Here is a 13,045-nt window from a genome sequence, read left to right on the forward strand (position 1 = left end):
CCAGTACGCGAGTGAGGACGCTACAAATATAGTCTACAGACGCTGTTTAAACTGGTAGTAGCGACCCTGTTTCGTCAACAGCTCTGCGTGACTACCTTGCTCAATAATGTGTCCGTTGTCCATCACAATTATCCGATCAAAACTTGCCAGTCCACGCAGGCGGTGTGTGACCATCAGCACGGTTTTCCCTGCCATCACATTCGTCAGTAAATCAAGGATTTGACTCTCAGTCGTCGCATCCAGTCCTTCAGTCGGTTCGTCGAGCAGCATCAGCGGTGCATCATGCAGCAGCGCACGCGCAATCGCCAGACGGCGCAGTTCTCCACCGGAGAGCTGACGACCACCTTCACCCAGCCAGCTGTTCAGCCCGTCGTCCTCAAGCAGTTTTTGCAGCCCGACCTGTTCCAGCGTGTCGCGAAGCGCGTCGTCCGAAGCCTCCGGCGCGGCCAGTAACAGGTTATCGCGCAGGGTGGCGCTAAACAGATGCACACGCTGTGGAACGACGCTGACGGTCTTACGTAGCGCCTGCTCGCTGAAATCTGTCAGCAACGTATTATTGAAGCGAATCTGGCCGCGCTGCGGATCCCAGGCGCGGGTCAACAACTGTAGCAGCGTCGATTTACCGCAGCCGGTGCGGCCAAGGATCGCAATCCGCTGCCCCGCATCAACTGACAGAGTGATACCTTCCAGCGCATTCTGCGCCTGTTTGTCATAGGCGAAGGTCACGTCATCAAGCGTCAGCGTCACCTGCTCAGGCACCGCGGTCTGCGCTGCGCTGAACGTTACCTCAGGCTCCTGCTCGGCAATCTGGGTGATGCGCAGGGCAGAGGCGATCACCTGACCAAGATGCTGGAAAGCGCCCGTTACCGGTGCCAGCGCTTCAAAAGCGGCCAGTGCGCAGAAAACGAAGAGGGCAATAAGCGGACCTGGCTGAGGATTACCGCCAACTCCGCCGGAAGCCAGCCACAGCATGGCAATCACCGCCACGCCGCCGATCAACATCATCAGCGCCTGAGAGAAGGCCGTCAGTTCCGACTGACGGCGCTGGGCTTCGTGCCAGTTCAGCTCCGTACTTTCCATCCGGGCGCGATAGCGCTTGCTGGCGCCAAAAATGGTCAGCTCTGCCTGCCCCTGAAGCCAGGAGGTCAGCTGCTGGCGGTAATCGCCGCGCAGACGCGTCAGGTTTTCCCCCGTGGATTTTCCGGCGCGGTAAAACAGCGGCGGCAGAATAATGAGCGTTAACAGCATGATCCCGCCGAGCGTTAGCGCAACGGGAACATCCAGAACAGCCAGCCCCAGCGTGACCACCACAATCACCACAAACGCGCCCACGATCGGGGAGATCACGCGCAGGTAAAGGTGATCCAGCGTATCGACATCCGCAACGACACGGTTCAGTAATTCACCCTGACGAAAACGCGCCAGCCCGGCAGGGGAGAGGGGCAGCAGTTTGCTGAAGGTGTAAATACGCAGATGCTGCAGGACGCGGAACGTGGCGTCGTGGCTGACTAAGCGCTCGAAATAGCGTCCAGCCGTGCGGGTAATGGCGGTGCCGCGAACACCTGCCGCCGGAAGCATATAGTTGAAGCTGTACAATCCGGCAAACCCCGCCACGGCCGAGGCCGACAGGAACCAGCCGGAAAGCGTGAGCAGGCCGATACTGGCGAGCAGCGTCACAATGGCCAGCACAATCCCCAGCGTCAGCATCCATTTATGGCGTTTATAGAGCGCAAGATAAGGCAGCAGTGCACGCATCAGATGTCCTCCTGACGGTTTGCCAGCAGGGCGGCAAACGGCCCCTGCGCGGCAACGAGTGAGGCGTAATCGCCTTGTTCAACAATACGTCCGTTTTCCATCACCCAGATCTCGTCCCAGTCAGCAATCCCTTCCAGCTGATGGGTAACCATCAGCGTGGTTTGTTGCAAGGAGGCGGCGTTCAGCGCCGCCATGACGCGCTGCTCACTGTGTGCGTCCAGACTGGCTGCGGGTTCATCCAGCAGCATCAGCTGGCACGGGTTAAGCAGAGCGCGGGCAACGGCCACGCGCTGCGCCTGTCCAACCGACAGCCCGGCAGACTGGTCGCCGACCACGGTATCTATACCTTGCGGGAGCATCGGCAGAAACTCGCTGACCCAGGCGCGGTCGAGAACCGATTGCAGTTCATCTTCACGCGCATCCGGGCGCGCCAGCAGAACGTTTTCACGCAGCGTAGAGGCAGGCAGTTGCGGGTTTTGCCCCACCCAACTGAGCTGTTGACGCCAGGCGTCAGGATCGAGATGACGCAGTTCGGTTTTGTTGATCCGCAGTGAACCGGTGTAGGCCATAAAACCGGATAACGCATTCAGCAGAGAACTTTTCCCGGAACCGCTGGTGCCAACCAGCACCACGCGCTTTCCGGCCGGCAGGGTGAAGTTCAGCGGGCCTGCCAGCACTTTCCCTTCCGGCGAGAGGATGCAGAAATCGCTCGCGTCGAGGGTTACCGGCTCTTTGCTGTTCAGCGTCACGTCACCCCGATCCGGATGCGCCAGCGGCGTCTCCAGGAATGTTTTCAGGCTGTCAGCTGCGCCAACTGCCTGCGCTTTGGCGTGATAGAACGTCCCCAGGTCGCGAAGCGGCTGGAAAAATTCCGGGGCCAGGATCAGCGCCAGGAAACCGGCGGAAAGGGTCACTGCCGTGCCGTAATGACCGAAATCCAGCGCGCCCAGATAGGAGAAGCCAAAGTAGACCGCCACGAGGGCAATAGACAGCGAGGTAAAGAACTCCAGTACGCCGGACGACAGGAATGCCAGGCGTAACACCTCCATGGTGCGCTGACGGAAGTCCTGCGATGCCCGACGAATGTTTTCGGTTTCCGCTTCACCACGACCAAAAATGCGCAATGTTTCCATGCCGCGAAGACGGTCCAGGAAATGGCCGCTTAAGCGCCCCAGTGCCAGGAAGTTACGGCGGTTGGCATCCGCAGCACCCATTCCGACCAGCGCCATAAAGAGGGGAATCAGCGGCGCGGTGCCCATCAGGATCAGCGCAGCCATCCAGTTCACCGGGAAGATGGCGATCACAATCAGCAGCGGAACGAAGACGGCGAGCGCCATCTGTGGCAGATAGCGTGCGTAGTAGTCGTGCATATCGTCAATCTGTTCAAGGATCAACGTCGCCCAGCTTCCGGCCGGTTTACCCTGGATCCACGCGGGCCCGGCTTCCTGCAGACGATCGAGCACCTGACGGCGGATCTCGTAGCGGATATGCTGTCCGGCATGGAAACCGACGCGCTCGCGCAGCCACACCACCCATGCGCGCAGGATAAAAATCAGGACCAGGACGATAAAAGGCATCAGGAGCGCTTCGCGCGGAATGTTCTCCATGATCATGTGGTTAAGAATGCGGGCCAGCAGCCATGCCTGGGCAACAATCAACAGACCACTGACAAACCCCAGAACACGGGAGATTGTAAGCCAGCGGCGGGAAATAACGCTTTGCTGTTTCAGCCAGCGTGTTAACTCTTGTTGACGGGTTTTTTCCATTGCGTATTTTGCAGGTGACGTTATAAGAAATTAGACATCTGCATGTTACACGCGAGCAAAAATAAAGGCGACCTGTGGCCGCCTTTATTTACGTTTGTTACTGACTTGTAAAGATTATTTACCTTGTTCAGCCAGTCCATCAAGATAGCGTTCTGCGTCCAGCGCGGCCATACAGCCGGTGCCCGCAGAGGTGATCGCCTGACGGTAAATATGGTCCATCACGTCACCAGCAGCGAACACGCCAGGGACGCTGGTTTGAGTTGCATTACCGTGAATACCAGACTGCACCTTGATGTAGCCGTTTTCCAGTTCCAGCTGACCTTCGAAGATGGCGGTATTCGGGCTGTGACCGATTGCCACAAACAGGCCAGCCACGTCCAGCGTTTCGACGTTATCGGTGTTCTGGGTGTCACGAATGCGCAGTCCGGCAACGCCCATCTGATCGCCCGTTACTTCTTCCAGGGTGCGATTGGTGTGCAGCACGATGTTGCCGCTCGCCACTTTATCCATCAGACGTTTGATCAGGATCTTCTCGGCGCGGAAAGTGTCACGACGGTGGATCAGGTGCACTTCAGAGGCGATGTTTGCCAGGTAGAGCGCTTCTTCCACCGCGGTGTTGCCGCCGCCGATAACCGCGACTTTCTGGTTGCGATAGAAGAAACCGTCGCAGGTTGCGCAGGCAGAGACGCCGCGGCCTTTAAACGCTTCTTCAGACGGCAGGCCGAGGTAGCGGGCAGAGGCGCCGGTGGCGATAATCAGCGCGTCACAGGTGTACTCGCCGCTGTCACCCGTCAGGCGGAACGGACGGTTCTGAAGATCGACCTTGTTTATATGGTCGAACAGGATTTCAGTTTCGAATTTCGCGGCATGCTCGTGCATGCGCTCCATCAGCAGCGGCCCGGTCAGGTCGTTCGGGTCGCCCGGCCAGTTTTCCACTTCTGTGGTGGTGGTCAGCTGACCGCCTTTTTCCATACCGGTGATCAGTACCGGTTGCAGGTTAGCGCGTGCAGCATAGACCGCCGCGGTATATCCCGCAGGTCCGGAACCAAGGATTAGCAACTTACTGTGTTTGGTCGTGCCCATGAGATCCCCATTGTTGTTGGCAGGCAATGGGCTGGATTGTAGGGAATTTGTTGCCGTAAAAAAAGAGCACTGGAGTTTTGCTTTCGATATATGCAATAGCTACGCTCGATGGATATGACGCAGTGTTATCACGTCTGCTTCTGAAAATCGCGCGTTTATAAGGCAGTAAAATGAGGATTAATACCCCTCCGTAATGAATATCCGGCATCTTGTACTAAAAATCGATGTTTTGCTTTGACAATCCCCTGCGCTTTTGCGAAAACATTCAAGGAAGAAAAAAAACCGCGTTAACCGTATGCCGCATAGGCATGCACGTAAATGCCATTTTTACCGTGTCAGTGAAATCTACGCATGGCGTGGACAGACGCCATACGTGATGTCGGTGACGGCCTTCGGGCAACGGTCTTCTTACCAATAGAACCCGAATCCGCATCGCGTCAAATACATAACCAGGCGATGTGATGACTAACGGGTACAGGCTCTGAACAGTGATGTGCACAGGGTCCAGGCAGGAGTAGGGAAGGAATACAGAGAGACAATAATAATGGTAGATAGCAAGAAGCGCCCTGGCAAAGATCTCGACCGTATCGATCGTAACATTCTTAATGAATTGCAAAAGGATGGGCGTATTTCCAACGTCGAGCTTTCAAAACGTGTGGGTCTTTCCCCGACGCCGTGCCTTGAGCGTGTGCGCCGACTGGAAAGACAGGGTTTTATTCAGGGCTATACGGCTCTGCTGAACCCGCATTATCTGGATGCCTCACTTCTGGTATTTGTTGAGATTACTCTGAATCGTGGTGCACCGGATGTGTTTGAGCAATTTAACGCCGCTGTACAAAAACTTGAAGAAATTCAAGAGTGTCACCTGGTGTCCGGTGATTTCGACTACCTGTTGAAAACCCGTGTGCCTGATATGTCCGCCTACCGTAAGCTGCTGGGGGAAACCCTGCTGCGTCTGCCAGGCGTGAACGACACCCGTACTTATGTGGTGATGGAAGAGGTCAAACAGAGCAATCGTCTGGTTATTAAGACGCGCTAACACGGAACAGGTGCAAAATCAGCGTAGTTTGATTACACTCCTGTTAATCCATACAGCAACAGTGCCGGGGAGTCCCGGCGCTGTTGTCCGTTTTAGCAAACAGGCAGGATATGCCTGATACCTGGAGAGCCTTTCTTGAGCCAGGAATACACTGAAGACAAAGAAGTCACACTATCGAAGCTAAGCAGCGGACGTCGTCTCCTCGAGGCTTTGCTGATTGTTATTGCCCTTTTTGCCGTCTGGCTGATGGCAGCCTTACTCAGTTTCAACCCTTCCGATCCCAGCTGGTCACAAACCGCATGGCATGAACCTATCCATAATCTAGGTGGTGTACCCGGTGCCTGGCTTGCGGACACGCTCTTTTTCATATTCGGTGTGATGGCCTACACCATTCCCGTCATTATCATCGGCGGATGCTGGTTTGCATGGCGTCATCGTCAGAACGATGATTACATCGACTATTTTGCGGTTTCCCTGCGCCTGATTGGCGCGCTGGCATTGATCCTCACCTCCTGCGGGCTGGCGGCGATTAACGCCGATGACATCTGGTACTTCGCCTCCGGCGGGGTCATTGGTAGCCTGCTCAGTTCTGCGTTACAGCCCATGCTGCACAGCAGCGGTGGCACGCTGGCGCTGCTGTGCATCTGGGCGGCAGGATTGACGCTGTTTACCGGCTGGTCATGGGTGAGCATTGCCGAAAAAATCGGCAGCTTTATTCTCACGATCCTGACGTTCGCCAGCAACCGGACCCGTCGCGACGATACGTGGGTCGATGATGACGACTATGAAGAGGAGGAGTACGAAGAGGAAGACGAGGCCCCGGTACCGCGTCGTGAATCTCGTCGTGCCCGTATTCTGCGCGGTGCCCTGGCGCGTCGCCAGCGCGTCGCGGAAAAATTTGCCAACCCGCTTGGACGCAAAACGGATGCCGCGCTCTTCTCCGGTAAACGTATGGATGAAGACGAGCAGGTTGAGTACCGTGCCGCGGGTGCCGCTGTCGATCCTGATGATGTGCTGTTCTCCGGCAGCCGTGCTACCCCGGGTGAATTTGACGAATACGATCCGCTGCTGAACGGCCATACGGTCACCGCACCGGTTGCGGCAGCCGCAGCCGCCACGACGGCCGCGCAGGCGTATGCCGCGCCTGTCGAAGCCGTGATGCCCTCCGCGCCGGTTCCACCACCAGAATCCGTTATTCAGCAGCCAAACGTTGCGTGGCAGACCGCGCCCGGTGTTCATACGCCGGAGCCCGTTATCGCGCCTGAACCTGAAAGCTATATTCCTGTGCAGCAGGAACCGTGGCAGCAGCCTTACCAGCCGCCGCAACCTGAGTATGAACCGCAGCACTATGAGCAGCCTGTGGCACAGCCGTATCAGGAATATGTGCCTGAACCGGTTGAACCTGCGCAGCCATATGCTGAGCCTCAGCCTGAACCTGAGGTGATGGAAGAGGTGAAACCGTCTCGTCCGCCAATGTACTATTTTGAAGAAGTTGAAGAACGCCGCGCCCGTGAACGCGAGCAGCTGGCGGCCTGGTATCAGCCTGTGCCTGAACCCGCGCAGGAGCCCGTTACGAAGGCACCTTCAGTTTCGGTTCCGCCGGTCGACGCGACGCCTGCGGTTGCACCTGTCGCGGAAAGCGTGAAGCAGGCCACCGTGGCCGCTGCTGCTGCCGCACCTGTCTTCAGCCTGGCTACGGGTGGCGCACCGCGTCCTCAGGTGAAAGAGGGGATTGGTCCACAGTTGCCACGCCCTAACCGCGTTCGCGTTCCTACCCGTCGTGAACTTGCCTCTTACGGCATCAAACTGCCATCCCAGCGTATGGCCGAAGAAAAAGCACGTGAGCCGGACTACGAAGATGACGCAGAAGACATGCAGCAGGACGAACTGGCTCGCCAGTTCGCGGCACAGCAGAATCAACGCTACGGTGAAGAATACCAGCACGATGAGCCCGCTCTGGACGATGAAGATGAAGCAGCAGAGGCAGAGTTAGCGCGTCAGTTCGCGGCAACGCAACAGCAGCGCTACTCCGGGGAACAGCCAACGGGTGCCAACCCGTTCTCGTTGTCTGATTTCGAGTTCTCACCAATGAAAGACCTGGTGGATGATGGTCCGAGTGAGCCTTTATTTACCCCGAGCGTGATGCCTGAAGCTGAACCTGTGCGTCAGCAGCCTGCCCCGCAGGCCTACGCGCAGCCGCAACAACCGGTTCAGCAGCCGTATGCTCAACCGCAGCAGCCACAACACCAGCCGCCGCAGTTCCAGCAGCCAGCGCCACAGCCGCAGGAGAGCCTGATTCACCCGCTGCTGATGCGTAACGGTGACAGCCGTCCGCTGCAGCGTCCAAGCACGCCGCTGCCGTCACTGGATCTGCTGACGCCGCCCCCTGCTGAAGTCGAGCCGGTTGATACTTTTGCTCTGGAGCAGATGGCCCGTCTGGTGGAAGCCCGTCTGGCTGACTTCCGCATTAAGGCGGATGTGGTGAACTACTCCCCGGGTCCGGTCATCACCCGTTTCGAACTGAACCTGGCGCCGGGCGTAAAAGCCGCGCGTATTTCTAACCTGTCTCGTGACCTGGCGCGTTCTCTGTCGACCGTGGCGGTGCGTGTGGTGGAAGTGATTCCGGGTAAACCTTACGTGGGTCTTGAACTGCCGAACAAAAAACGTCAGACCGTCTACCTGCGTGAAGTGCTGGACAACACCAAGTTCCGTGATAACCCCTCTCCGCTGACCGTGGTGCTGGGTAAAGATATCGCCGGCGATCCGGTGGTGGCAGACCTCGCGAAAATGCCTCACCTGCTGGTGGCCGGTACGACCGGTTCCGGTAAGTCCGTCGGGGTGAACGCCATGATCCTCAGCATGCTCTACAAAGCGCAGCCGGAAGATGTGCGTTTCATCATGATCGACCCGAAAATGCTCGAACTGTCCGTCTACGAAGGTATCCCGCATCTGCTGACGGAAGTGGTCACCGACATGAAAGACGCTGCCAACGCCCTGCGCTGGAGCGTCAACGAGATGGAACGCCGCTACAAGTTGATGTCTGCATTGGGCGTGCGTAACCTGGCCGGTTATAACGAGAAAATCGCTCAGGCGATGCGCATGGGACGTCCGATTCCGGATCCTTACTGGAAGCCGGGCGATAGCATGGATGCCCAGCATCCGGTGCTGGAAAAACTGCCTTACATCGTCGTGCTGGTGGATGAGTTTGCTGACCTGATGATGACCGTCGGTAAGAAGGTGGAAGAGTTGATTGCTCGTCTGGCGCAGAAAGCGCGTGCGGCCGGTATTCACCTTGTGCTGGCCACCCAGCGTCCTTCGGTGGACGTTATTACGGGTCTTATCAAAGCGAACATTCCGACGCGTATCGCTTTTACCGTATCAAGTAAAATTGACTCCCGTACCATTCTTGACCAGGGCGGCGCAGAGTCGCTGCTGGGTATGGGTGACATGCTCTATTCCGGCCCGAACTCCACCTCTCCGGTGCGTGTCCACGGTGCGTTCGTCCGCGATGAGGAAGTTCACGCCGTCGTGCAGGACTGGAAAGCACGCGGTCGCCCACAATATGTGGACGGTATTACCAGCGATACGGAAAGCGAAGGCGGCGGCGGTGGCTTTGACGGCGGCGAAGAGCTGGATCCGTTATTCGATCAGGCGGTTAATTTCGTCACCGAAAAACGTAAAGCCTCGATCTCTGGCGTCCAGCGTCAGTTCCGCATTGGCTATAACCGCGCGGCGCGTATCATCGAACAGATGGAAGCCCAGGGCATCGTGAGCGAGCAGGGGCATAACGGTAACCGCGAGGTGCTGGCGCCGCCGCCGTTTGATTAACCTTCAGCGATTGCAAAGAAGGGTAAATCAGCCAAAATTAAGCATTTTCTTCTGTCGCCTGCCTTCGGGCAGGTCCAGAATAGATGACGGAAACCCCATTTCGGGAAGACGTATTTTAAGGAATAACAATGAAAAAAATCGCCATCGCCTGTGCATTACTCACCAGTTTTGTTGCCAGCAGCGTCTGGGCTGATGCGGCCAGCGACCTTAAAAGCCGACTGGATAAAGTGAGCAGCTTCCACGCCAGCTTCACACAGAAAGTGACTGACGGCAGCGGCAACGCGGTGCAGGAAGGTCAGGGAGATTTGTGGGTAAAACGCCCGAATCTGTTTAACTGGCACATGACTCAGCCGGATGAGAGCATCCTGGTCTCTGACGGTAAAACACTGTGGTTCTTCAACCCGTTCGTTGAGCAGGCCACGGCAACCTGGTTGAAAGATGCCACCAGCAATACGCCATTTATGCTGATTGCCCGCAACCAGGCCAGCGACTGGCAGCAGTACAATATTAAGCAGAACGGTGATGAGTTTGTCCTGACGCCGAAAGGCAGCAACGGCAACCTGAAGCAGTTCACCATCAACGTCAGCACCAACGGGACTATCAATCAGTTCGGCGCGGTTGAGCAGGACGATCAGCGCAGCAGCTACCAGCTCAAGTCTCAGCAGAACGGCGCCGTGGATGCATCGAAATTCACCTTCACCCCGCCGCAGGGCGTAACGGTGGACGACCAACGCAATAAGTAAGAGGCATGAGTGAGCAATCTGTCGCTCGATTTTTCAGATAATGCGTTTCAACCTCTGGCCGCTCGTATGCGGCCAGAAAATTTAGCGCAGTACATCGGCCAGCAGCACTTGCTGGCTGCGGGGAAACCCTTGCCGCGGGCCATTGAGGCCGGGCATTTGCACTCCATGATCCTCTGGGGACCACCCGGGACCGGTAAAACGACCCTCGCTGAAGTGATTGCCCGCTATGCCAACGCTGACGTAGAACGTATCTCGGCGGTCACGTCCGGCGTAAAGGAGATCCGCGAGGCAATCGAGCGCGCGCGTCAGAACCGTAATGCCGGGCGCCGCACCATCCTCTTTGTCGACGAAGTTCACCGCTTCAACAAGAGCCAGCAGGATGCTTTTCTGCCGCATATTGAAGACGGCACAATTTTCTTCATCGGCGCGACCACCGAAAACCCCTCGTTTGAACTGAATTCGGCGCTGCTCTCTCGCGCCCGCGTTTACCTGCTCAAATCCCTGACCACCGAGGATATCGAAAAGGTTCTGACCCAGGCGATGGACGATAAAGCACGCGGCTACGGCGGGCAGGATATCGTTCTGCCTGACGAAACGCGCAGGGCGATTGCGGAGCTGGTTAATGGCGATGCGCGCCGCGCGCTGAACACCCTGGAAATGATGGCCGATATGGCCGAAGTGGATGATGCCGGAAAGCGGGTGCTGAAGCCGGAACTCCTGACCGAAATTGCCGGTGAGCGCAGCGCGCGTTTTGATAATAAAGGCGATCGTTTCTACGACCTGATCTCGGCGTTGCATAAGTCCGTCCGCGGCAGCGCCCCGGATGCGGCGCTTTACTGGTACGCACGCATAATCACCGCGGGTGGCGATCCGCTGTACGTGGCGCGCCGCTGTCTGGCCATTGCCTCAGAAGATGTCGGCAATGCTGACCCGCGCGCCATGCAGGTTGCCCTTTCTGCCTGGGACTGCTTTACCCGCGTGGGCCCAGCAGAAGGCGAGCGTGCGATTGCGCAGGCGATTGTCTATCTGGCCTGCGCGCCGAAAAGCAATGCTGTCTATACCGCGTTTAAGGCCGCGATGTCGGACGCACGTGAACGCCCGGATTACGATGTGCCGGTTCATCTGCGCAACGCGCCAACCAAACTGATGAAGGAGATGGGCTACGGGCAGGAGTATCGCTATGCGCATGACGAGCCCAACGCCTATGCCGCCGGGGAGGAGTATTTCCCGCAGGAAATGGCACAAACCCGCTATTATCACCCTACAAACAGAGGTCTTGAGGGCAAGATTGGTGAAAAGCTCACCTGGCTCGCCGGACAGGATCAAAATAGCCCTATAAAACGCTACCGTTAGTTCGATCGTTGCGGTAATGTTGGCATAGTATCCTTGTGACCGCAGGCTGTGGTCACATTTTCCTATTTTAATTCGATAAGCACAGGATAAGCATGCTCGATCCCAATCTGCTGCGTAATGAGCCAGACGCAGTCGCTGAAAAACTGGCACGCCGGGGCTTTAAGCTGGATGTAGATAAGCTGCGCGCTCTTGAAGAGCGTCGTAAAGTTCTGCAGGTACAAACTGAAAATCTGCAGGCAGAGCGTAATTCTCGATCGAAATCCATTGGCCAGGCGAAAGCGCGCGGGGAAGATATTGAGCCATTACGCCTGGAAGTGAACAAACTGGGTGAAGAGCTGGATCAGGCGAAAGCCGAGCTGGACGTTCTTCAGGCCGAAATTCGCGATATTGCGCTGGCGATCCCGAACATTCCTGACGACAGCGTGCCTGTCGGCAAAGACGAGAACGACAACGTTGAAGTGAAACGCTGGGGTACGCCTCGCGAGTTCGACTTCGAGGTGCGCGATCACGTCACGCTGGGCGAAATGCACGCGGGTCTGGACTTTGCGGCCGCGGTTAAGCTGACCGGTTCTCGCTTCGTGGTGATGAAAGGCCAAATTGCCCATCTGCACCGTGCGCTGGCCCAGTTCATGCTGGATCTGCACACCGAGCAGCACGGTTACAGCGAAACCTACGTCCCGTATCTGGTCAACCACGATACGCTGTACGGTACGGGTCAGCTGCCGAAATTTGCCGGCGACCTGTTCCATACCCGTCCGCTGGATGAAGAAGCGGACAGCAGCAACTATGCGCTGATCCCTACCGCAGAAGTGCCGCTGACTAACCTCGTGCGTGATGAGATCATCGACGAAGACGAACTGCCGATCAAACTGACCGCACACTCTCCGTGCTTCCGTTCTGAAGCGGGATCTTATGGCCGCGACACCCGTGGTCTGATCCGTATGCACCAGTTCGATAAAGTCGAGATGGTGCAGATTGTTCGTCCGGAAGACTCCATGGACGCGCTGGAAGAGATGACGGGTCACGCCGAGAAAGTCCTCGAGCTGCTGGGCCTGCCGTATCGTCGTATGGCGCTGTGCACCGGTGATATGGGCTTTGGTGCCTGCAAAACCTTCGACCTGGAAGTGTGGGTACCTGCGCAGAACACCTACCGTGAAATCTCCTCCTGCTCTAACGTCTGGGATTTCCAGGCGCGCCGCATGCAGGCACGCTGCCGCAGTAAATCTGACAAGAAAACCCGTCTGGTTCATACCCTGAACGGTTCTGGTCTGGCTGTGGGTCGTACGCTGGTTGCCGTGCTGGAAAACTATCAGCAGGCAGATGGCCGTATTGAGATCCCTGAAGTGCTGCGCCCATACATGAAAGGTCAGCAGTACATCGGCTAAATATGTGCCTCAAAACAAAAAAAGCGCCTTCGGGCGCTTTTTTTATGCCTGTGAATTGATACGACGCAATACCCCCTGCCTCTAAAGTAGTAA

8 protein-coding genes are annotated in these 13,045 nt (G+C 56.9%); 5 read left to right on the top strand and 3 right to left on the bottom strand.

The window, feature by feature from the left end; all coding sequences use genetic code 11:
• Positions 1 to 33: 33 nt before the first annotated feature.
• The 3 genes from cydC to trxB all read right to left on the bottom strand — a co-directional run bounded on the left by cydC (position 34) and on the right by trxB (position 4,604).
• Positions 34 to 1,755 carry a heme ABC transporter ATP-binding protein/permease CydC gene (gene cydC / locus ACOTXR_RS01650; protein WP_058691170.1) on the bottom strand — a complete coding sequence of 574 codons (1,722 nt, stop codon included), beginning with the start codon at positions 1,753 to 1,755 and terminating at the stop codon, positions 34 to 36.
• Complete coding sequence (gene cydD, locus ACOTXR_RS01655; protein ID WP_023332534.1) at positions 1,755 to 3,521, bottom strand: heme ABC transporter permease/ATP-binding protein CydD; 1,767 nt, start codon at positions 3,519 to 3,521, stop codon at positions 1,755 to 1,757. The genes cydC and cydD overlap by 1 nt, the downstream gene beginning before the upstream one ends.
• A 114-nt stretch (positions 3,522 to 3,635) precedes the next feature.
• The gene (gene trxB / locus ACOTXR_RS01660) at positions 3,636 to 4,604 is read right to left on the bottom strand and encodes a thioredoxin-disulfide reductase (protein ID WP_023332535.1); all 969 of its coding nucleotides are present in this window, start codon (positions 4,602 to 4,604) and stop codon (positions 3,636 to 3,638) included.
• A gap of 544 nt (positions 4,605 to 5,148) precedes the next feature.
• Between trxB and lrp the strand changes: the two genes are divergently transcribed.
• The 5 genes from lrp (at position 5,149) to serS (ending at position 12,952) form a co-directional block, all read left to right on the top strand.
• Positions 5,149 to 5,643 (top strand): leucine-responsive transcriptional regulator Lrp, encoded by a 495-nt coding sequence (lrp, locus tag ACOTXR_RS01665; RefSeq protein ID WP_000228469.1) that lies wholly within the window; start codon positions 5,149 to 5,151, stop codon positions 5,641 to 5,643.
• 135 nt (positions 5,644 to 5,778) lie between these two features.
• Positions 5,779 to 9,471: a DNA translocase FtsK 4TM domain-containing protein gene (locus tag ACOTXR_RS01670; protein WP_078309756.1), complete on the top strand. Its 3,693-nt coding sequence runs from the start codon at positions 5,779 to 5,781 to the stop codon at positions 9,469 to 9,471.
• 128 nt (positions 9,472 to 9,599) lie between these two features.
• Positions 9,600 to 10,214: an outer membrane lipoprotein chaperone LolA gene (gene lolA, locus ACOTXR_RS01675; protein WP_014883204.1), complete on the top strand. Its 615-nt coding sequence runs from the start codon at positions 9,600 to 9,602 to the stop codon at positions 10,212 to 10,214.
• Positions 10,215 to 10,223: 9 nt separating this feature from the next.
• Positions 10,224 to 11,567, top strand: a complete 1,344-nt coding sequence (rarA, locus tag ACOTXR_RS01680; RefSeq protein WP_023338207.1) for a replication-associated recombination protein RarA — start codon at positions 10,224 to 10,226, stop codon at positions 11,565 to 11,567.
• Positions 11,568 to 11,659: 92 nt separating this feature from the next.
• Complete coding sequence (serS, locus tag ACOTXR_RS01685) at positions 11,660 to 12,952, top strand: serine--tRNA ligase (RefSeq protein ID WP_023332538.1); 1,293 nt, start codon at positions 11,660 to 11,662, stop codon at positions 12,950 to 12,952.
• Positions 12,953 to 13,045: the final 93 nt, after the last annotated feature.

Source organism: Enterobacter cloacae complex sp. IR53030 (assembly GCF_049238365.1).
GTDB classification, from domain to species: Bacteria; Pseudomonadota; Gammaproteobacteria; order Enterobacterales; family Enterobacteriaceae; genus Enterobacter; species Enterobacter kobei.